Here is a 20,061-nt window from a genome sequence, read left to right as displayed (position 1 = left end):
TGGTCGCACCCCGTTGAAACTGTCAAGTCATCCCTACGACCATGGTCACGTTCCCTGGGATCGATACGGGGCAGTCGCTATCGGTACAGCAACGGCGTCGCCAAGAATCGATGCCTGTTCCGGCCGCCTTGTGTGACCGCACCTGGCGCCGTCGGCATGACAACCCAGCGTCAATCGGAAGTCAAATCGCATGGAGGCGGCCACCTTCGGGGCGGAATGGATTGTCCGCAGGATTGGCGTATCCGGCGATGGCGGCGGCTTGCTGGTCGGTGAATCCGCGGCTTCGGAGTGTCATGCCGATGTGGGCGGGTAGGCTCGGTTTTTCTCGCACGATGGACTCGATGCCTGGCTCTTTGGTTTTCCAGCCGCGCGCGTTCATCGCCTTGTAGAGCTTGGTGCGAGCCTCGGCCGATACCAGGCCCATGCGATATGCCCGCTCCAGGAGGGCTTGCATCGAGACGCCCCATTCCCGTTTCAGTTCGAGCAACTTGCCGAGATCGAGCCGACGCAGCTCGGGCCGAATCTCGCTCTCGGGCATGAGAAACTCGGCGGCGAAGGCGGTGGCTTCGGTCTCCATGTTCTCCGTGGGGTTGGTGGAATGCAGCACGAGGTGGCCGAGTTCGTGGGCAAGGGTCAAGCGTTTTCGGTCGGGTGCTGCGTTGGCGTTGATCAGCATGACGGGGTAGTCGTCGACCCACTGCGACAACCCGTCGATGCGCTGGGTGGCGAAGTCCTCTTCGAACACCAGGCAGCCCGCGGCCTCCATCCACCGGGTCAGGTTGACGACCGGGCCCATCGGCATGCGCCACTGGGCACGGACTAACCGGGCGGCGTCCTCGGCGGCGGTGAACTCCGGGTCGAACGCGGGCACATGTTGCTCGCTATTGATAGCCACTTCCTCGAAGAGGAATGACGCGTGCACGCGCAACAGGTTCAACCGGGCCTCCAGCTGACGCCAGGCCGACGCCTTCGTGGTCTTGTGGCGGCGCATATGCGCATCGACTGCGAGCGCACCTCGAAACCTGTTCCCGTGTATGAGCAGATCGTCGGTCACACCGAGGATTTCGGCCAGCTTGGCCACGATGTGTTGGTCGGGGTCACGGTCGCCTGATTCGTACCGGTTGATCGCCGGCTGGGTGAGTCCCACCAGCTCGGCCAATTCGATCTGGGTGAGTCCACGAGCCTTCCGGGCGACCGCGAGCACGTCTCCCAGGCCGTTCATCGTTCCCCCGATGCTCCAGAGTCTTCACCCAAGTCACCGAAGTCGATGGACGGTAGTGTCGGCTCGATCGGGGTCCAGGTGATCTTCACGCCGGCCGCAGGCTCGTCGAGTTCGACTACCCAGATGACGTGATCTTTCCCGTCGCGAAGCGACAGCAGGGGGGCTCCGATCTCGCGGGTATCAGGGTCCCACCGATAGCCCACCGCAATGCGAACCTCTTCCAGCCCCGGGAAGGCGGGCTGGCTGCCCTGTTGCCAGAATTCGATGGCGGTTCGGGTCGGGTAGGTGCTGATCTCGTCACCTGCGTGGTGGCGTTTGATTCGCAACCGCAGGTGTGCGCCAACCACAATCTCGCGGGTGGCACCCTTGTCCTTGATGCTGGTGCCTGGATTGCTCGCGATGAGGGTGACCAGGTGTGCCCAGATTCTGTCGTGGATGAGGTTGGACAGACACCGGCTATGCATGGTCGGAAACCATCCCGGCCGCCAGTTCCGCATGTCGGCGATGTCGAAGCGCGTATCCCTGATGGTGCCAACAAGAGCAGCAAGGAACTTGTCGCCGAGTTCCGTCATGACTTCGCCATCGGTCGGATAAGGCTCTGAAAACATACCGGAAAATATACCGGTATCCGCTGACAAGCATGCGATTTTGCAGCTAGGCGCGTCGACGGTTGGAGCCGTGCTGGCTGGGTCTGGGGCCTATCTATGCGATGTCCACCAGCTGCTCCCAGCATTTCGCCGGCTTCGCGGCCCACGCCGTTGAGCGTTTCCATGGTGGGTTCGCTGATTTCGTTGTCTCGTGTGCCCTTGGCCCCGGCGGGGGCGGAGCCGGAGCCGAGCATTTCTTTGCGGGGTGATGACGGCACGGCCCCGGGCGTGGATTCGGGTTGGCCGGAGTTGTCAGACCCTGCTGCGATGATGAACTCATGTCCTCGACCGCGACGTCTGGCGCAGCGGTAGTCAGTCCTGCCGAGCGTGTGGAGGTGTTGTTTGAGGAGTTGGCGGAGTTGGCCGGTCAGCGCAATGCGATTGATGGGCGCATTGTGGAGATCGTGGCTGAGCTGGATCGCGACGGGTTGTGGGGTGTGACGGGGGCGCGGTCGGTGGCGGGGTTGGTGGCCTGGAAGATGGGCTGCTCGTCGGGCAACGCCCACACGATCGCCACGGTGGCGCGGCGGTTGCCGGAGTTTCCGCGCTGCGCCCGGGGTATGCGGGAGGGGCGGTTGTCGTTGGATCAGGTTGGGGTGATCGCGGGGCGGGCGGGTGAGGGTTCGGATGCGCATTATGCGCAGTTGGCCGGGGTTGCCACGGTGAATCAGTTGCGGACCGCGCTCAAGTTGGAACCGCGACCCGAACCCGAACCGGATTTTCGGCCGGATCCGCGGCCCTCGATCACCAGGAGCGCCGATGAGCAGTTCAGTTGTTGGCGAATCAAGCTTCCGCACGTGGAGGCGGCGAAGTTCGATGCGGCGTTGCAGTCTCATCTGGATGCGTTGATCGCCGAGTACAAGCGTGATCACGACAACAGCGACGGTGTGTCGGATCAGCGGCCCCCGTTGCCGGGCAATGTTGAGGCGTTTCTGCGTCTGGTTGAGGCCGGCTGGGACGCCGAGGTGGCTCGTCGGCCACATGGGCAGCACACCACCGTGGTGATGCATCTAGACGTGCAGGAGCGTGCCGCTGGCCTGCACCTGGGTCCGCTGCTCAGCGAGTCCGAACGCCGATATCTGCTCTGTGATGCCACCTTTGAGGCCTGGTTTGAACGTGACGGGCAGGTCATTGGCTGCGGTCGAACGACTCGTCAGATCAATCGTCGGTTGCGTCGTGCGCTTGAGCATCGCGACCGCACGTGTGTGGTTCCCGGTTGTGGGGCCACCCGGGGTTTGCACGCCCACCACATCCGACATTGGCAGGACGGTGGGGCCACCGAGCTGGCCAACCTGGTGCTGGTGTGCCCGTATCACCACCGGGCACACCATCGGGGCCTGATCACCATTACCGGACCGGCAGACAACCTCACCGTCGCCGACAGCGCGGGCCGACCTTTGAGCGCGGGATCGTTGGCGCGGGCGTCGACGAAGCCGCCGCCGGCGGTAGCGCCGTGGCCTGGGCCCACCGGCGAGCGCGCCGACTGGTGGTGGTATGAACCCTTCCAGCCGCAACCACCACCGATAAGCAACTAGGCCCGGCAGCGGGTCCCGCTCGGTACCTGTACCCTGCAGTAACGCTTAAACGGTTTGGGGCATCAAGGATTTCGTTCGTGCTACCCGCTGGTGGCGCCCACCCGCTAGGCCGATGAGTAGCCCTGTGTCAAGCCGCCCGGTCTTGATCTTGGTTGAGCAGTGCCTGGAGGGCGCGATGGTTGGCAGGGTGGTAGGCGGCGCCGTCTTGCCAGCAGTGCCAGATGGCGTAGAGCCAGGCGCGGGCCAGGATGCGCACGGCGTGGGGGTGGTCGTGTCCTCGGGCGATGGCGCGGTTGTAGCGGTCGGCGGCCCAGAGGTTGGCTCGGCGGCTGTCACCGGCGAAGTCGCAGACGGCGTCGCGGAGTTGTTTGTCTGCGGCCCAACGGAATCCGACGTGTTTGACTTTGCCGGACTGACGGGTGGAGGGGGCGACGCCAGCCAGGCAGGCCAACGATTCGGGCGTGGGGAAACGGGCTCGGCAGTCCCCGATCTCGGCGAGCAGCCGGGCGGCGCGGACGGTGCCGGAGCGGGGCAGGGAGGTGAAGATATGCGCGTCGGCGTGCAAGGAGAGCTGTTCGGCGATCTGCGCGTCGAGCGTCTTGATCTGGGTCGCGACGCTGGTGAGCGCGGCGACCATGGCCCGGGTGATGTGGGCGTTGGCGGCACCCTCGTCACCGGTGGCGCCGCGCGGGGCACCGGTGAGCCGGTCGTGGAGCACGGCCGCAGTAGCCAGCGGCGGCCAGCCAGCCGGCCAGGCGCTTGACCGACAGCCAGTCCGCGCGGTCCTGGCAGTCGAAACGGGGCAAAAACGTCAAAAACGCGAGGCTGATCGGCGAGTCAAGGTCAGCGAACAACCCGACCACACCCGGAAAGACGACGCGCAGGTGCGCGCGCAGCTGATTGGCCAACGCAACCCGGTGGGCGACGAGGTCTTTGCGGGGGCGGCAGGTCCGGCGCAGGGTGGCCGTGGCCGGGGTGTCGGGCAGCAGGGGGCGCAGCCGGGACCGGTCGGTGCGCAACGTGTCGGCGAGCACGAACGCGTCGAACCGGTCGTCCTTGTTGCCAGCCGAGCCGTAACGACCGCGCAGATTCTTCAGCTGGTTGGGGCTGATCACCACCACCGTGATCCCGGCCTCGAGCAGGGTATCCACGACCGGGCCGTCCGGGCGTTCGATGGCGACCTCGCGGGCACCGGCCCGGCTCAGCAGCTCGAGCAGCTCGCGCAGTCCGGCGGCGTTGTGCTCGATCGTGGCGCGGCGAACCTCGCGCCCACGCGCATCGACGATCGACACCGCGTGATCATCTCGCGCCCAATCGATTCCACCCGTGACGCCGTTCCGCGGCTCGTTGGGCAGGGTAGTGGTTTGGGCCGCTCACTGTTCGGCGCTCGTCGGCGCTCAGTCCTGTCGACGGTCGGCGCGTCCGGGGCTACCGCCGGACTCCGCAGAACTCATCGTGGACATCACGGCTGTCGAGCGAGCAGGGCGATAACCCAGCGGCGCCTTGGGTGCATCGGCAATCCATCCAAGGTCACCGACACAAGGATGGTGCACCAGTGAGCTTCGCGTGCTCCCATCAAGATCCACGGCGGCGGTGCGCACCACTTGGGGCCGGGCGTTGCCTGCTCGGCTCGGGTTCGGCGCTAGGCTGGATCATCGACCGCGTCACCACCGACAAAGCGTCCGGAATCGCCCAGGATCCCAACGACTGGTGCGAAGAGCACGAGATCCCACCTACATCGTCGATCGCATCAGAAAGGTCGCACCGGGGACTTGCGCGCGGCCAAAGCGGCTAACACGTCCTTGGTGTCGTGGGTCTCGGACACCGCCGCTTCACGAAGATCGGCAACCGCCTTACTAGCCCCAGGAAACGTCGCCCCGGTGAAAAGTCTTGACCACGAACCGGGTTGATGAGCGGGCGACGGATCATCGCGATAGTCAGGCCGCCCAAGACTGACGTCGCGGTCTGCTGGAATGTCGCTGCGACGGGCGCAGCTCAACTCGTAGGGGCACCACCGGAAGGCTCCACTGCCGCGTAGTGCTCCATATACGTCTGATCATGCAGGCCGAAGTAGGTGCAGGTGCGGTTCTCGAGGTCCACGACGTAGCGGAGCACACCGGCTCGCCAGGCTGCCGCGGCGAACTCTCGGAAAGACGTCTGACCCGCCTGATCGGCGCGCAGCGCAGTGACGAGGGCCGTGCGGTCGAATGCCGGGACCTCGGCCACGCCGTCGATCAGGGGCACGCCTTGGTCAAGGACTGGACCGTAATCAGTCTCGTACAGGCTTTGCATCGCCGGTAGCCACCAGGTATTGGTTCGGACACCGGCGCGGCGCAGCGTCTCGGCCAGATGGGGGAAGCCGTTGACCGCTGGTCGGTTCATGATGGCATCACGCTGTGCGGCTTGAAGATTCGTAATTGGAGCGCTCATCTTTTCTCCGATGCGAAGGGTTTCACGACGACGACAGGACCGTTTCGATTTTGACAGCATCGAACCATGATGACAATATATTGTCAAAGTTGGAGGCGGGATGTCCGATGAGATCGCTCGGCTGGTAGCAGACGTATTCGAGCTCGCTGGCCTGCTACGGCGCTCAGGTGAGGTGGTCGCTGCCAGAGAGGGGCACACGCAGGCGCGATGGCAGCTGCTGAGCGTGGTCTCCGATCGAGCGCTGACCGTGCCCCAAGCCGCTCGCCGCCTTGGTGTTACCCGTCAGGGGGTGCAGCGAGTGGCCAACGATCTGGTCGTTTGCGGCTTGGCCGAGCTCAGACACAACCCCGACCACCGCACATCACCACTGCTGGTGCTAACCGAGAATGGTCGCCGCGTTCTCCAGGCAATCACCGAACGCGCCATCGTCGTCAACAACCGACTTGCTGACGCCGTAGACCCGGCCGCGCTGCAAGCGACCCGCGACAGCCTGAGGCGGATGATCGTCGCGCTGAAAGCCGAACGTCCTTGAAGTCGATGTCATCGCTGGGCCGGTCGGCTTCGGCCAGCGCCAACGCGTCCCCGGACCGGGTGGTATCCGCGCTCACTCATGCGCTGGCGATGTTCCCTGGTCCACTATGTCGATGTACCCGGCGGCGGACGACGACGGCCACGGGTCAGATGTGAGACACGAAATCGTCCGGGTGTCCGCAGTCAGAACAACGGCTCGGTGCGTAGTCCGCAATGTGTGCGGATCGCCTCGTAGTCGCGATCACGATGCGCCACGGCGACCCCGATCCGCAACGCCATCGCGGCCACCTGGCAATCGATCAGGCTGCGTACGGTGTCGCCGCCGCGACGACAGCGCCGGTGAATGGCGGCGGCATCTTCCGCGTCGCGGACCGGGGCCAGCGGTTCGATAGCGAATCGCTGCAGGAGCCGTCGGCGCAGTGCGGCGGTGTCCTCATCGGTCTTACCGATCAGCAGCTCCATCATCACCACCTCGGGCACGATCACCGTCGAGTCAGCGGCAATGCGATCGGCTAGCCAGCGACTGGCCAACGACTCTGACGTGGAGAGATATGCGATCCAGACCGAGGTGTCGACGATCATCTACGACTCGTCGGCGAGCTTGCGGTCCGTATCCGAGAACGATTCGATCTCATCGTTGCTGAAGTCGAAACCGCTGCCCTGCAGCGCCAAAGCCTCATCGCGGCCCAACGGTTCACCCACGAGCCGGCGCAGCGCGAGGTCGACGGCACTTCGCTTGGAATCGAGTCGGTACATCCGCTGTGCGGCGGCCACGAGTTCGTCGTCGATCTCGATGTTGGTCCGTGACACAACACCACTATACACATTTATGTGTATGAACGTGCTATTTGCTAACCGGCTCGCACGACCGGTGCAGCTTTGCCCTGGTGCAGGCGATGTGGAGCATGCCTGATGGACGAGATCGAGAGCCTTATCGGGCTGCGGCCAACCCCGCTGACCTGGCCGGTCGTTATCGCCGGCGACTTTCTAGGCGTGTGGGACCCACCACCGAGTCTCCCGGGGGCGGCTAACCATGAAATATCAGCGCCTACCGCTAGAATTTCATGCATGTTGATCGAACGCCGCGACGCCGCCGCGCGGTTGCGACGCGCGCTACACCGAGCGCCGGTGGTGTTGCTTACCGGACCTCGTCAAGCCGGCAAGACCACCCTTAGCCGGCTGGTGGGCAAGTCCGCACCCGAATGTACGTTTGACGCCGAAAATCCCGTCGACGCGACACGGCTTGCCGACCCGATGTTGGCTTTATCCGGCCTTAGCGGGTTGATCACGATCGACGAGGCGCAACGGATTCCGGATCTGTTTCCGGTCCTACGCGTGCTCGTCGACAGGCCTGTCATGCCGGCCCGGTTTCTTATCCTGGGTAGCGCCTCACCCGATCTTGTCGGGCTGGCGTCCGAAAGTTTGGCCGGACGCGTCGAGTTGGTGGAGTTGTCCGGCCTGACGGTCCGCGACGTCGGATCCTCGGCCGCCGATCGCCTCTGGTTGCGTGGGGGTCTACCGCCCTCGTTCACGGCACGCTCCAACGAGGACTCCGCGGCGTGGCGCGACGGCTACATCACCACGTTTCTGGAGCGCGATCTCGCCCAGCTTGGTGTGCGCATTCCGGCCGCGACGATGCGGCGCGCGTGGACGATGCTCGCCCACTACCATGGCCAGCTCTTCAGCGGCGCAGAACTTGCCCGCTCACTCGACGTTGCTCAGACGACGGCGCGGCGATACCTCGATGCGCTCACCGATGCACTCGTCGTCCGTCAGCTGACGCCCTGGTTCGCCAACATCGGAAAGCGACAACGCCGATCACCCAAGATCTACATCCGGGACACCGGTTTGTTGCACAGGTTGCTCGGTATCGACGATCGGCTTGCCCTCGAACGCAATCCGAAGCTCGGCGCGAGCTGGGAGGGGTTCGTGCTCGAGCAGCTTGCGGCCCTGCTCGCCCCGAATCCGCTGTATTACTGGCGCACCCAGCAAGACGCCGAACTCGATCTCTATGTCGAATTATCTGGCCGTCCCTATGGATTCGAGATCAAGCGGACGTCTACACCGTCGATTTCCCGGTCGATGCGCTCGGCTCTTGTCGACCTCCAACTGGCGAGGTTGGCAATCGTCTACCCTGGCGAACACCGCTTTCCCTTGAGCGACACGGTCGTTGCGGTTCCCGCGGATCAGATCTTGACCACCGGGAGTGTCGATGAACTTCTCGCGCTCTTGAAATGACGGGCTATCGTAAGTTTATGGCCTGGGGGAGCGTGAATCCCGCTGGCGGTCGGGTGAACCGCCCCGGTTTTCTTGCACCCCGCGTCGACGTGCCAGTGACGAACTTGACGAATAAGGCCTTTGGTCCTTTCCGGTAGGGGTCTTTGGATAGGCGCGATCCTCGGCATCGGGCCGGTAGCTTGCCGTTTGTGACCTATGTGATCGGTAGTGAGTGCGTGGATGTGATGGACAAGTCCTGTGTGCAGGAGTGTCCGGTCGACTGTATCTATGAGGGCGCCCGAATGCTCTACATCAACCCCGACGAGTGCGTGGATTGTGGTGCGTGCAAACCGGCCTGCCGCGTCGAGGCGATCTACTGGGAAGGCGATCTACCCGACGATCAACACCAGCATCTGGGGGACAACGCCGCCTTTTTCCACCAAGTCCTGCCGGGCCGAGTGGCTCCGCTGGGTTCGCCGGGTGGTGCCGCAGCGGTGGGCCCGATCGGAGTCGACACGCCTCTGGTCGCGGCTATCCCGGTGGAGTGCCCTTAGTCGCAGGCGACGAGCACACAACACCCAACGCAATAAGGGAGACCGCGGCCGGCCGTCCTTTCCAGGAGAGATCGTCGACCCACCATGTGCGACATTGGTCACCTGCTGCAACCGACTTCGATGGTGTGCCCGCACCGTAGCAGCTGCACGTGGCCACGGCATTCGACCTCAATTGGCTCGGCGTCTCCACTTTCTGCGGTCAATGTGGCGCTTCGGCCACTGATTCGCAGGCTCAGCTGGTGGCGGCGGTACACAAACGGAAACTCAAGTGGTCCAAGTGCTTCCGGCCATTGCGGGCTCAACACCAGCCGGTCGTCGCGCAGTTCCAATCCGGAATAGCAACGCTGCAGCAGGTCGATGCTGCCAGCCATGGCCGCCAGGTGAATTCCTTCCTGGGTTGTGCCGCCCTGGACGTCGGCGATATCGGAGCGCAGGACCTGACGGAAGTACTCCATGGCATTGCTCCGGTTGGCGCGGGCGAGAACCCACGCATGCACGACAGCGCTCAGGGTAGATCCATCCGAGGTGCGGGCAAGATAGTAATCCACGGTGCCTGGGATTTGTGTGGGCGCGAAGCGGTAGCCAAGCCGGGCCAACAGGCCGATCAGCTCGTCGGAAGACAGCAGGTAGAGCAGCATCAGCGCGTCGGCTTGCTTGGACGCCTGGTAGTTGTTCACGCTGTCGCCCTCGGCTTCCAGGATCCGGTCGAGTCGTTGGATGTTTCCGTATCGGTGCCGATAGTGATCCCAATCCAGTTCCGCCAGTTCCGAATAGCCCTCGAACTGGCTGATCACGCCGTCGTGGAATGGAACGAACATGCGTCGGCTCACGTCGTCCCATTGGTCGCGCTCCTGCGTTGTCAGCCCGAGCTTTTCGATCAGATGGCGGCGATCGGTCAGCGGTAGCAGGTCCAGCGCCTCCATTGCCCGCAGGATCACCCATACCGCCATCACGTTGGTGTACGCATTGTTGTCTATTCCGTCGTACTCGTTGCCGGGATACCCCGAATGGAATTCGTCGGGACCGATTACTCCCCGGATCAGGTAGCGGCCGCGACTGTCATCCAACTTGGCCAGGCCTACCCAGAAGCGTGCGATCTCAACCAGCAGCTCTGCCCCGCAGTCGACGAGATACTGGCGGTCACCGGTCACTTGGTAGTAGTGCCACGCGTTGTAGGCAACCGCTAGACCGACGTGATGGGCACGATCACTGGGATCGGGAGTCCACCGCCCGGACCGTGGATTGAGGTGCAGCTGCTGACTCACTTCGCTTCCGTCGCTGCCCGACTGCCAGGGATACATCGCGCCAAGGTGGCCCGCCCGGTGCGCCGCTCGGCGGGCCGCGGGTAGTCGTCGGTACCGATAGTCCAGCAGCGATCGCGCCACCTTCGGCATCCGCAGGCTGAGCACCGGAGCGACGAACAGCGCATCCCAGAAGACATGCCCGCGGTAGGCCTCTCCGTTCAGCCCGCGCGCTGGGACCCCGGCGTCGAGCTCAGCGGTATGCGGCGAAATGGTCTGTAGCAGGTGCAGTAGGTGCAGTCGCACGAGCCGCAATTCCTCGGTGTTGCCGGTCAAATCGATGGCGCATCGTTCCCACAGCCGTGCCCACGCGCGGACGTGCTGTTGACAGAGCTCGGCATAGCGACCGGCCTCACCTAGACAGCGCTGTGCGCTTATTGCCGCTGTCAATGTCGCGGCGTCCCGGCTCGTGAAGATCGTCGCGACCTTTTCCAGCGTGACCGATTGCCCCGCTGACAGGGTGACCTGGATGTCATGGCCGCCGCGGTTGGTGTCCCTGGCGACCCGATATTGCGCGTCGACCCGTTGGCCATCGCGCCACAGGGTACTGCGAGCGGCGACCGCGATCGCGATACCCGATTGCGACGTCTGGGTGCGCAACAACACCGAGTCCGCCAGGACTTCTATCTCGGCGGTGGTAAGGTGTTGGCTGGATAGTTGCCGATAGCGGTCCACCAGGGTGTTATGCACACCTCCGTCGACTAGTGACCGGAAATCAACTGTGCCCGACCAATTTTCGGATTCAATCCGAGTTTGCAGTGCGACCAGGTTGGGCCGGTTCATGGACGCGAACCGCTCCTGGGTCATCGTGGTCACTCGTCCGCCGGCGTCTCGGAATCGCAAGCTGCGGGTCAACGTGGCACGGCGTAGGTCGAACGTCTGCCGGTAGGACAACAACTCGACCGTATCGACGTTGAACCATGCTCCGCCGTCGATACGGAAGGTCAGCGACAACCAGTTGGGGAGGTTGACCAGGCTTTCGTTGTCAACGGTGCACCCTTCGATGTGGTCAGTGAGCTGGTTGTACACCCCGGCCACATAGGTGCCCGGGTAATGTGCCTCGCTTTCCGCTGATTCGGGTGCGCAGCCCCGCGAACCCAGGTAGCCGTTGCCCACCGCGCACAGCGCTTCACGCAGCCGCTCCTGGCCGGGGTCGTAGCCGTGGAAGACCAGAGTCCACGGATCGTCGTGCTGCACTGCCTCCTGCAGATCGCAAGCCAGCTGGGAGAGGAATTGGCAAACGGTGTAAGGACATTCGAGACGAAAGGTAGCGGCAGACCGTCGATCACCGTGTTCGTTGTGGCGCACCACAATCCCGACACCGGTGAAACGCACGGCATCAAAGGCATCTTCGTCGGTAAGGTCGTCGCCGATGTAGATCGGCAACCGTAGGTCGGGGCCGACTTCGGCCGGGCCGAGCCGCTCACCGATCCAATCGAGTGCTTTGCCCTTGTCCCAGGCTATATCCGGGCGAAGCTCGACGACTTTGCGGCCGGTGGTGACACGCAGCCCTGCTGCGTGTCCGAGTCGGCGCACCGCCGCAATCAGGTTGTCGACGCTGTCGTCGGCAACGTTGCGATAGTGCACTGCGACTGCGAAGCGTTTGTGTTCCACTACTGCTCCGGCGATTTCGCGGAGTGCGTCGGCCAATTGCGCTGCCGCCTCGGCCAATCCGTCGATAGCTGCAGTGGCGGCGGCGTTTTGGTGATGGCTGCCGTCTGGCGCCACTAATTCGAAGCCGTGGCTGCCGGCCAGCCACAGCCCGTCGACTTTGACCCGGTTGCGAACGTCGGCCAGGTCGCGTCCGCTTATCACCGCCACCGGACACTGGGCCGCCAGCGCTCGCAACGCTTCTGCTGCGCCGTCGACGAGCGTTGCCGCTTCGGGGCGCTCGACGATATCGGATAACGTGCCGTCGAAATCGAGAAACACCGCTGGTCGTCGGCCGGTCAGTAGTCTTTTCAATTGGCTGTAGACCTGCAGGGCGTCGGGAATCGTGGAGATGGCGGCGTCGCCGCTTCCCACCGTGACAGCGGCCAGGTCTGCGACCACGGCGTCGGCTCCGCTGGACAGCAGGTTCTCGGCATCGCCGTGCGCGTCGACGGCAATCACCAGCGCGAATCCGCCGTTCCGGCCGGCGCGCAGACCGGTCTGGCAGCTGTCGATGACCACACAGCGACCGGGGTTTGCTCCCAGCCGCTTCGCCGTCTCGATCAGGCCGGCCGGGTTAGGCTCGGCCGGTAGCCCGAGCTCGGCGGTGACGGCGCCGTCGACAAAGACGGCAAACACTTCTGCCAGGCCGGTGGCATCCAGCGTGTGCCCGTAGTTACGGTGGGAGGTGTGGGCGGCCACGCGGACACCGGCAACCTGCAGCCGACGTGCGAACGAGGCAATCGACTTGCCCTCGGGGACACCGGTGTTCAACAGTTGCAGGAATGTCTGGCGCTCGAGGTTTTGCAGCCCGTACACGGTGTCGTCGGTGAGATCAGTCGGGGAGCCCGGCGGCAGCCTGATTCCGCGGGCGGCCAAGAAGTCGGCTACACCGTCGGGTTTGCCGGCCAAGAAGCGGCGGTAGTCGTCGTGGGTGAGGGGGCAATGGTCTTCGCCGGTCCGCTGGGGTCGTCGGGTGAGGTAGTCATCCAAGAACTTCGTCCATGCCGCGGCGTGCACTCGCGTGGCCTTGTCGACCACGTTGTCGAGGCCGACGATGACAGCGTCGTGGTAGCGCCGGTCGATGGTGGGCGGCGGTCCGGTCACATTGACGACGATGCCACAGCGCACGCCTGGATTCGGGCGTCGAATCCAATCATGGTCGGTTGGCCGTCCGATTGGGGACTAAAGCCTCATGACCGGTGACTGTCCCGGTTCATAGCGTTGCTCGAGGCGAAGGGAGAATGAGATGTCTAAACCCCGCAAGCAGCACGGAGTTGTCGTCGGGGTAGATGGTTCGCTCGAATCGGATGCCGCCGCCTGTTGGGGTGCCACCGATGCGGCGATGAGGAACATTCCGCTGACCGTGGTCCACGTGGTGAACGCCGATGTAGCGACGTGGCCGCCGATGCCGTATCCGGAGACCTGGGGGGTTTGGCAGGAGGACGAGGGTCGCCAGATCGTCGCCAACGCCGTCAAGCTCGCCAAAGAGGCGGTTGGAGCGGATCGAAAGCTCAGCGTAAAGAGCGAGCTCGTATTTTCCACGCCGGTACCTACCATGGTTGAAATCTCCAACGAGGCAGAGATGGTGGTGTTGGGCAGCTCGGGCCGGGGAGCGCTGGCCCGAGGCTTGCTCGGTTCGGTCAGCTCGAGCCTGGTGCGACGCGCCGGGTGCCCGGTCGCGGTCATCCACAGCGATGATGCGGTGATCCCTGATCCGCAGCACGCTCCCGTGCTGGTGGGAATCGACGGTTCGCCGGTTTCGGAGCTTGCGACGGCGGTGGCATTTGACGAGGCGTCGCGCCGCGGCGTCGAACTGATCGCCGTGCACGCGTGGAGTGACGTCGAAGTGGTGGAACTTCCGGGTTTGGACTTCTCGGCTGTACAGCAGGAAGCGGAGCTTAGTCTCGCCGAACGCTTGGCAGGTTGGCAAGAACGCTATCCCGATGTGCCGGTGAGCCGGGTTGTCGTTTGCGATCGCCCGGCGCGGAAGCTGGTGCAAAAGTCGGCGTCCGCCCAGCTTGTCGTCGTTGGCAGTCATGGCCGAGGTGGCTTGACCGGCATGCTTCTGGGGTCGGTCAGTAACGCGGTCTTACACGCCGCGCGGGTGCCAGTGATCGTGGCACGGCAGTCGTGACTACTTGGCTTGGCTACCGCCATGGACTCACCGACCAACGACGGCACGTGTGACGCCCATCCTGTGACAGATGAGCCTTTCATCGATGTGCGCGAAACCCACACCGCAGTGGTTGTGTTGGCCGGCGACCGGGCGTTCAAGGCGAAAAAGCCTGTGGTGACGGATTTCTGCGACTTCCGCACGGCGGAACAGCGTGAGCGCGCCTGTATCCGGGAATTCGAGTTGAATAGTCGGCTGGCCGCGCAGAGCTACTTGGGCATTGCCCATCTCAGCGATCCAAGCGGCGGGCACGCCGAACCGGTCGTCGTCATGCGGCGTTACCGCGACAAGCAGCGGCTGGCGTCGATGGTGACCGCCGGCCTGCCGGTCGAGGGTGCCCTGGACGCGATCGCTGAGGTGTTGGCCCGGTTTCACCAGCGCGCACAGCGTAACCGGTGCATCGATACTCAAGGCGAGGTCGGTGCGGTGGCGCGGCGTTGGCACGAAAACCTGGCCGAACTTCGCCACCACGCGGACAAAGTGGTCTCCGGGGATGTGATTCGGCGGATTGAACACATGGTCGACGAATTCGTTTCCGGGCGCGAGGTTTTGTTCGCCGGCCGGATCAAAGAAGGTTGTATTGTAGACGGCCACGCGGATCTACTGGCCGATGACATCTTCTTGGTGGATGGCGAACCGGCGCTGCTGGATTGCTTGGAGTTCGAAGACGAGCTTCGCTACCTCGACCGCATCGACGACGCCGCCTTTTTGGCCATGGATCTGGAGTTCTTGGGCCGCAAAGATCTTGGGGACTACTTCCTGGCCGGCTATGCGGTGCGTTCGGGTGATACCGCCCCGGCGTCGCTGCGCGACTTCTACATTGCTTATCGCGCGGTGGTGCGCGCGAAAGTCGAGTGCGTGCGATTCTCCCAGGGCAAACCGGAGGCCGCTGCGGACGCCGTGCGCCACCTGATCATCGCCACCCAACACCTACAGCACGCTACGGTCCGGTTGGCGCTGGTCGGTGGCAATCCGGGCACCGGCAAGTCGACCCTGGCCCGCGGGGTCGCCGAACTGGTGGGGGCGCAGGTGATCTCAACCGACGATGTGCGCCGGCGGCTACGCGATTGCGGAGTAATCACCGGGGAGCCCGGCGTTTTGGACTCCGGGCTCTACAGTCGTGCCAACGTTGTGGCGGTCTACCAGGAGGCGCTGCGCAAAGCCCGCTTGCTCTTGGGTAGTGGGCACTCAGTGATCCTCGACGGTACCTGGGGTGATCCGCAGATGCGCGCCTGCGCCCGGCGTCTCGCGGCGGACACGCACTCGGCGATTGTCGAATTCAGGTGTTCGGCGACGGTTGACGTGATGGCCGACAGAATCGTTGCTAGAGCCGGGGGCAACTCCGACGCCACCGCCGAGATCGCGGCGGCCTTGGCCGCCCGGCAAGCGGACTGGGACACCGGGCACCGGATCGACACGGCGGGGCCGCGTGAGCGCTCCGTGGGACAGGCCTACCACATCTGGCGCAGCGCGATCTGAGAACGCCGAAAGGAAAACCGATGCCAACCATCACTGTCAGCAGCACATCGTCGCTGTGTGGTCAAGCGCTCTCGGGCAACCCGACTTTCGCCGAGCATCTGGTCCGGATGGGAATCACCTCAGTGTCGGTCCATTCGGGCGCGATTGCTGCTACCCCGGGGTCGGTCGCGGCCGCCGAACGCCGATTGTTGCTGGAATCAGCTCGCGGTGACGCCTGACACCCGGATGCCGGCATCGTCGGCCGCCGGGCGCGACGCGGCGGCCTACGACGCCTGGTATGACTCACCCACCGGGCGGCCGATCCTGGCGACCGAGGTCGCCGCGTTGCGGCCGCTCATCGAGGTCTTTGCCCAGCCACGCTTGGAAATCGGTGTCGGTACAGGACGTTTCGCCGACCTGCTCGGCGTGCGGTTCGGACTCGATCCATCCCGTGATGCGCTGACGTTCGCACGCCGGCGCGGCGTCCTGGTCGCCAATGCCGTCGGCGAGGCGGTCCCTTTCGTCAGCCGGCACTTCGGGGCGGTCCTCATGGCATTCACGCTCTGTTTCGTCACCGACCCGGCCGCCATATTCCGGGAAACGCGGCGTCTGCTCGCCGACGGCGGCGGCCTTGTTATCGGGTTCTTGCCTCGCGGGACACCGTGGGCCGACCTGTACGCTCTGCGCGCGGCCCGCGGACAGCCAGGCTACCGCGACGCCCGCTTCTACACCGCGGCCGAACTCGAACAACTGCTCGCAGACTCGGGATTCCGGGTCATCGCCCGCCGCTGCACGCTGCACCAACCGCCGGGACTCGCCCGGTACGACATCGAAGCCGCCCATGACGGTATCCAAGCCGGCGCCGGCTTCGTTGCTATCTCGGCGGTCGACCAAGCGCACGAGCCTAAGGATGATCACCCACTCGAGTCGGAATAGCCACCACGACGCCGTTCCTTGGGCCGGGTGCGGGACAGGCCGGCTGGGTATCCGATTGCGGTTGAGCGCGGACGCGATCGTCATCGCCAGACCGGTCGGGCATTGCCTGCCAATCGGCGTTTACGTCACCCATTCCGGCTGCGAGGACACCTCGACGGCACCGAAGTCGTTGTGTGCCAGGCCAGCTACGGTCCCGCCGTCGACCACAAATTCCGCGCCGGTGGAATAGCTCGACTCATCGCTGGCCAGGTAGACGACGAGGTTGGACACTTCCACGGGTTCGGCCGCGCGGCCCAGCGCGGTCTGGAAGATGTCTTCGGGGACCCAGTCAGTCATCGGCGTCTTGACCAACCCAGGGTGAATCGAGTTGACTCGAATTCCGCTGGGCCCCAACTCGAGAGCGGTGGACTTGGTCAGCCCCCGCACGGCGAACTTGGTGGCGGTATAGCCATGACAAGCAACCGTGCCGGCCAGCCCCTCGATCGACGAAATGTTGATGATGGAGCCGCGACCAGCCTCTTTCATTGGCTTGACGACAGCGCGGATGCCCAGGAAGACTCCGGTCAGGTTGACATCGAGGATGCGCTGCCATTCGGTGAGGGCGTAGTCCTCGATCGTCCCGATGTTGAGAATGCCGGCGTTGTTGACCAGCACGTGCAGGCCACCGAATGCGGTGACCGCGGTGTCCACCGCAGCCGTCCATTGCGCGGGTTGGGTAACGTCGAGATGGACGTAGCGGGCCGCATCGGCCAGTTCGGCGGCCACCGCCTTGCCCTCCTCGTCGAGGATGTCGCCGAACACAACCTTTGCGCCTTCGGCCACCATCGCCCGCACATGGGATGCACCCATACCGCGCGCCCCGCCGCTGACAAGTGCGACCTTTCCGATCAACCGTCCAGACATGGATTCTCCTCGTGCTTCGATGCGTTGCGGACCTTGGTTCATGGTGGTCGGCATACCGCCGATTCGTCCAGACGGTTATAGCCTGCGCAGCAGCGCTGCCGCGCGCACGTCGTCGCCGACGACGAAGTGCATGCGCACGACGTCGTCGTGCTGCTCGTAACGAATGGTCAGCGGTTCGCCGGACTTGATGGGGCTGCGGTACTCGAGCACGGCGCGGTAGGGTGCCGTCAGGGTGGGTATCTGGCAGAGTATTTCGTGCACACCGTGCCAGTAGATGGTGTTGTTGACATGCTCGAACGGGTCAATATCCGTGCGACGCAAGGGAAATGGTGTCTCGGTACCATCGATGTTCGGCCCGGTGAGCCATGGGCGCCACTTGAGCCGGTGGTTTTCGGTGGTGCTGCCGAAACGTGCGATGCAGTCATCGGTGAGACGGGACGGCGTCAGGGTGTCTTTGTTCACGCAGATCCAGAACCCTTCGGTTTCGATGCGGCCGCCGGCGGATCCTTGCAGCTGCACACGCATGCTGCACCACCTGGTGGAAAGCGCTGCGCACCACCGGTGAAAGGTGATGTCGCTGGGTAGCTCAATCGGGTTGATGACATCGATGACCGTGCGCAGGACAATCCAATGGGGATGGACCTCTGCCAATTGGGCATCGGCGAGATGCTCGGCACCGACCTCTTGGATATAGCGCGCGACACCGTCGAGGCGCAGTTGTTGGTGCTCGTCGATGTCCGTTGTGGCCAGTCGCCAACCCGTTGTGTAGACGTATCCCGAGCTGGGTCGCTCGACAAGCGCCAAGTCGACATCGCGGTTATGGTGCACGGCCGATCCTTAGCGTTGTTCGGTTGTTGCGGTGGCGGCGTCGAGCAGCTTCGCTAGCTGGTCGCCGGCGGTGCCCAACCTCTTTTGGAACATCGACACCACCCGCTCGCGCACCCGCGGCTTGTGAGACAACGGCGGCAGCAGGTCGGCGAGCAAGTTCAACCGCGCCGAGCTCAGCCAGTCCGTCAGATCGGGGTCGTTTAACCAGCGCTGAAAGTTGCCTAGATCGGAGTGCATCAGACGCATCCAGTCCAGATCGCAGTCCGGGTGTGGAATCGGGGTACAGAGTTCGTTTTTCACCGCGTCGTCCTCGTAGGCGAATTCGACGTGCGCGATAAACGCGGCGCTGAACACCTGTTGGCATCCGCGCACGGCTTGCAGGGTTAGGTGGTCTGCGTCGAAAACCGGCTTGGCTGGACGTTGTGGTGCTCCATCGGCGGTGCAGTCAATATAGAGGGCCGTGGGTGTGGCGGGAACCGATCCGCCGTCGAGCACTATCGTGGTGGGCTCGATGCGTTGGACGTGGCCCATCCTGACGATGTCGCGGATACGGCGCAGCTGCTCGAGTTCGAGGTGCGACACAGTGGCGCAGCGATACATGCTCGGACGCACCGAGGGGTCGATGCGCAGCAGGGTTCCGGCGGTCTCTAGTCGGTCGAACAGATCGTCGGTCGAGGTCGCGGCCCCGATGGCCTCGAGAGTCGCACCGTAGCTTTCCCTGAACTGCCTGACGAATGTGGGCCCGGGCTGCAGCGTCGCTCGGTCGATCAGCCAGGAATCACGCGGCATGATCCAGGTCAGCTTGTCAGGGCAGACGTCGTTTCGGAGCAACCATAGGCAGACGTCCATGCCGGTCTTGCCGGCACCGACGACCACGTAGCGATCCCGGGTGCCGAGTTTGGGCAGTTCGTTTGGAGCGACGCAGTCGACGCCGGGTGCAACCGAGTACGGCGCCGGCCGCATCGACGGTACGACGGCACGCAGGTAGGTGGCATCGACGATGCGCCGATTGACGGTGACGACGTATTCGGTGCCTGCCAGTGTCCGGAACCGGCCGTCGCCCAGGTATTCGCTCATCGGGAAGTAGTCAACCCGCCCGGTGGGGAGCAGTTGCTGCTGCAATACAGCATCGAAGTAGGCGCATATCTCGCCGACTGGTGCCAGTTCGTTCAGTCCCTGGTTCCAACCGACGAGGTCAATGGTGTTGTTGCCTAGTGCCCTTGAGTTGACGCCGTAATAGGCCGATGGCTGGTGTAGCCGCACGAACGGGTAGGCGGTGGTCCAATGTCCACCAGGTTGACATGCGCGGTCGATCATGACGACGCGCGCACCGGACTCGGTGATGAGGGTATCCGTGAATGCCATTCCCATCGCTCCGGCACCTATCACCAGGTAGTCGGTTTCGATGGTTTTCGCCGGCCCTTGCGTTGGCCTGGGCCACGGGTCGTTCATGGGCCCTCCTGTGCGGATTGGAATTTGTGACAACGAAATCGGGCGATCGGTGAGCAATCGTCGCCGATGCAAGACACGCTTTCGCTGCCGCGGCGTCAGGTGGAGTTTAGGCCAGCGAACAACGTAGACCGGCCACTGACCAAACCCCAAACCCACAAACCCTGGACGCATGCGGGTCTCGGGCGTCAAATTCCGGGTAGATATCGTATACCGATATCGGA

17 protein-coding genes and 3 pseudogenes are annotated in these 20,061 nt (G+C 64.0%); 10 read left to right on the top strand and 10 right to left on the bottom strand.

Going from position 1 to position 20,061, the window contains the following annotated elements; translation table 11 throughout:
• Window positions 1–181 precede the first annotated feature (181 nt).
• Together FF952_RS10700 and FF952_RS10695 are read right to left on the bottom strand one after the other, a co-directional pair.
• Window positions 182–1,222, bottom strand: coding sequence for a helix-turn-helix domain-containing protein (locus tag FF952_RS10700; RefSeq protein WP_003410103.1), 1,041 nt, complete (start codon window positions 1,220–1,222; stop codon window positions 182–184).
• A complete protein-coding gene (locus tag FF952_RS10695; protein WP_003410100.1) occupies window positions 1,219–1,794 on the bottom strand; it encodes a hypothetical protein in 576 nt (191 codons plus the stop codon). The genes FF952_RS10700 and FF952_RS10695 overlap by 4 nt, the downstream gene beginning before the upstream one ends.
• A 353-nt stretch (window positions 1,795–2,147) precedes the next feature.
• Here FF952_RS10695 and FF952_RS10690 point away from each other — a divergent pair, with 353 nt between their 5' ends.
• The gene (locus FF952_RS10690) at window positions 2,148–3,404 is read left to right on the top strand and encodes an HNH endonuclease signature motif containing protein (protein ID WP_003902247.1); all 1,257 of its coding nucleotides are present in this window, start codon (window positions 2,148–2,150) and stop codon (window positions 3,402–3,404) included.
• A 127-nt stretch (window positions 3,405–3,531) separates the two neighbouring features.
• On the opposite strand, the pseudogene FF952_RS20975 reads toward FF952_RS10690, so the two are convergent.
• Window positions 3,532–4,759: pseudogene (locus FF952_RS20975) on the bottom strand (IS110 family RNA-guided transposase).
• 21 nt (window positions 4,760–4,780) lie between these two features.
• Here FF952_RS20975 and FF952_RS10675 point away from each other — a divergent pair.
• Window positions 4,781–4,963: pseudogene (locus FF952_RS10675) on the top strand (hypothetical protein); the annotation flags it as partial.
• Between the two features lie 41 nt (window positions 4,964–5,004).
• A pseudogene (locus tag FF952_RS20970) lies at window positions 5,005–5,264 on the top strand (hypothetical protein); the annotation flags it as partial.
• Between the two features lie 135 nt (window positions 5,265–5,399).
• On the opposite strand, the gene FF952_RS10670 reads toward FF952_RS20970, so the two are convergent.
• A complete protein-coding gene (locus FF952_RS10670; RefSeq protein WP_003914358.1) occupies window positions 5,400–5,834 on the bottom strand; it encodes a DUF1398 domain-containing protein in 435 nt (144 codons plus the stop codon).
• A 100-nt stretch (window positions 5,835–5,934) separates the two neighbouring features.
• On the opposite strand from FF952_RS10670, the gene FF952_RS10665 reads away from it, so the two are divergent.
• On the top strand, window positions 5,935–6,366 hold the full coding sequence (locus FF952_RS10665; protein ID WP_003410078.1) for a MarR family winged helix-turn-helix transcriptional regulator: 432 nt from the start codon (window positions 5,935–5,937) through the stop codon (window positions 6,364–6,366).
• A gap of 182 nt (window positions 6,367–6,548) precedes the next feature.
• On the opposite strand, the gene vapC is transcribed toward FF952_RS10665, so the two are convergent.
• Complete coding sequence (gene vapC / locus FF952_RS10660) at window positions 6,549–6,947, bottom strand: type II toxin-antitoxin system VapC family toxin (protein ID WP_003410075.1); 399 nt, start codon at window positions 6,945–6,947, stop codon at window positions 6,549–6,551.
• Window positions 6,948–7,175 (bottom strand): type II toxin-antitoxin system VapB family antitoxin, encoded by a 228-nt coding sequence (locus FF952_RS10655; protein WP_003911750.1) that lies wholly within the window; start codon window positions 7,173–7,175, stop codon window positions 6,948–6,950.
• Between the two features lie 258 nt (window positions 7,176–7,433).
• Between FF952_RS10655 and FF952_RS10650 the strand changes: the two genes are divergently transcribed.
• Both FF952_RS10650 and fdxA read left to right on the top strand, forming a co-directional pair.
• Entirely contained in the window at window positions 7,434–8,603 is a 1,170-nt protein-coding gene (locus tag FF952_RS10650) for an ATP-binding protein (protein WP_003899126.1), read from the top strand.
• Window positions 8,604–8,791: 188 nt separating this feature from the next.
• Entirely contained in the window at window positions 8,792–9,136 is a 345-nt protein-coding gene (gene fdxA / locus FF952_RS10645; protein WP_003410065.1) for a ferredoxin, read from the top strand.
• Between the two features lie 98 nt (window positions 9,137–9,234).
• Here fdxA and otsB read toward each other — a convergent pair whose 3' ends face one another.
• Window positions 9,235–13,218: a trehalose-phosphatase gene (otsB, locus tag FF952_RS10640; protein WP_003903716.1), complete on the bottom strand. Its 3,984-nt coding sequence runs from the start codon at window positions 13,216–13,218 to the stop codon at window positions 9,235–9,237.
• A gap of 118 nt (window positions 13,219–13,336) precedes the next feature.
• Between otsB and FF952_RS10635 the strand changes: the two genes are divergently transcribed.
• From FF952_RS10635 to FF952_RS10620, 4 genes are read left to right on the top strand one after another with little or no spacing between them, the layout of a single operon-like run.
• Complete coding sequence (locus tag FF952_RS10635; protein WP_003410060.1) at window positions 13,337–14,224, top strand: universal stress protein; 888 nt, start codon at window positions 13,337–13,339, stop codon at window positions 14,222–14,224.
• Window positions 14,225–14,245: 21 nt separating this feature from the next.
• Window positions 14,246–15,742 (top strand): bifunctional aminoglycoside phosphotransferase/ATP-binding protein, encoded by a 1,497-nt coding sequence (locus tag FF952_RS10630; RefSeq protein ID WP_003410057.1) that lies wholly within the window; start codon window positions 14,246–14,248, stop codon window positions 15,740–15,742.
• 20 nt (window positions 15,743–15,762) lie between these two features.
• On the top strand, window positions 15,763–15,960 hold the full coding sequence (locus FF952_RS10625) for a phosphoenolpyruvate synthase (protein ID WP_003410051.1): 198 nt from the start codon (window positions 15,763–15,765) through the stop codon (window positions 15,958–15,960).
• Window positions 15,961–15,967: 7 nt separating this feature from the next.
• The gene (locus FF952_RS10620; RefSeq protein ID WP_031653875.1) at window positions 15,968–16,657 is read left to right on the top strand and encodes a class I SAM-dependent methyltransferase; all 690 of its coding nucleotides are present in this window, start codon (window positions 15,968–15,970) and stop codon (window positions 16,655–16,657) included.
• A gap of 120 nt (window positions 16,658–16,777) precedes the next feature.
• Here the strand turns inward: FF952_RS10620 and FF952_RS10615 are convergent, their stop codons facing one another.
• From FF952_RS10615 to FF952_RS10605, 3 genes are all read right to left on the bottom strand, one after another.
• Window positions 16,778–17,560, bottom strand: a complete 783-nt coding sequence (locus FF952_RS10615; RefSeq protein WP_003410047.1) for an SDR family oxidoreductase — start codon at window positions 17,558–17,560, stop codon at window positions 16,778–16,780.
• Between the two features lie 75 nt (window positions 17,561–17,635).
• Complete coding sequence (locus tag FF952_RS10610) at window positions 17,636–18,388, bottom strand: acyl-[acyl-carrier-protein] thioesterase (protein ID WP_003900448.1); 753 nt, start codon at window positions 18,386–18,388, stop codon at window positions 17,636–17,638.
• A 9-nt stretch (window positions 18,389–18,397) separates the two neighbouring features.
• Window positions 18,398–20,011 carry an NAD(P)-binding protein gene (locus FF952_RS10605; protein WP_003410042.1) on the bottom strand — a complete coding sequence of 538 codons (1,614 nt, stop codon included), beginning with the start codon at window positions 20,009–20,011 and terminating at the stop codon, window positions 18,398–18,400.
• Window positions 20,012–20,061: the final 50 nt, after the last annotated feature.

The sequence above is a fragment of the Mycobacterium tuberculosis complex sp. N0072 genome (genome assembly GCF_030323725.1).
In the GTDB taxonomy this organism is placed as follows: Bacteria; Actinomycetota; Actinomycetes; order Mycobacteriales; family Mycobacteriaceae; genus Mycobacterium; species Mycobacterium tuberculosis.
This window is presented reverse-complemented; position numbering and strand designations above follow the sequence as displayed.

What these genes read in the sequence shown, in the direction of transcription:
- FF952_RS10605 (WP_003410042.1), bottom strand. Translation starts at nt 20,011, where the DNA reads ATGCGTCCAGGGTTTGTGGGTTTGGGGTTTGGTCAGTGGCCGGTCTAC.
- FF952_RS10665 (WP_003410078.1), top strand. Translation starts at nt 5,935, where the DNA reads ATGTCCGATGAGATCGCTCGGCTGGTAGCAGACGTATTCGAGCTCGCT.
- FF952_RS10690 (WP_003902247.1), top strand. Translation starts at nt 2,148, where the DNA reads ATGTCCTCGACCGCGACGTCTGGCGCAGCGGTAGTCAGTCCTGCCGAG.
- FF952_RS10695 (WP_003410100.1), bottom strand. Translation starts at nt 1,794, where the DNA reads ATGACGGAACTCGGCGACAAGTTCCTTGCTGCTCTTGTTGGCACCATC.
- FF952_RS10635 (WP_003410060.1), top strand. Translation starts at nt 13,337, where the DNA reads ATGTCTAAACCCCGCAAGCAGCACGGAGTTGTCGTCGGGGTAGATGGT.
- FF952_RS10615 (WP_003410047.1), bottom strand. Translation starts at nt 17,560, where the DNA reads ATGTCTGGACGGTTGATCGGAAAGGTCGCACTTGTCAGCGGCGGGGCG.
- FF952_RS10650 (WP_003899126.1), top strand. Translation starts at nt 7,434, where the DNA reads ATGTTGATCGAACGCCGCGACGCCGCCGCGCGGTTGCGACGCGCGCTA.
- vapC (WP_003410075.1), bottom strand. Translation starts at nt 6,947, where the DNA reads ATGATCGTCGACACCTCGGTCTGGATCGCATATCTCTCCACGTCAGAG.
- FF952_RS10670 (WP_003914358.1), bottom strand. Translation starts at nt 5,834, where the DNA reads ATGAGCGCTCCAATTACGAATCTTCAAGCCGCACAGCGTGATGCCATC.
- FF952_RS10620 (WP_031653875.1), top strand. Translation starts at nt 15,968, where the DNA reads ATGCCGGCATCGTCGGCCGCCGGGCGCGACGCGGCGGCCTACGACGCC.
- FF952_RS10625 (WP_003410051.1), top strand. Translation starts at nt 15,763, where the DNA reads ATGCCAACCATCACTGTCAGCAGCACATCGTCGCTGTGTGGTCAAGCG.
- FF952_RS10630 (WP_003410057.1), top strand. Translation starts at nt 14,246, where the DNA reads ATGGACTCACCGACCAACGACGGCACGTGTGACGCCCATCCTGTGACA.
- FF952_RS10700 (WP_003410103.1), bottom strand. Translation starts at nt 1,222, where the DNA reads ATGAACGGCCTGGGAGACGTGCTCGCGGTCGCCCGGAAGGCTCGTGGA.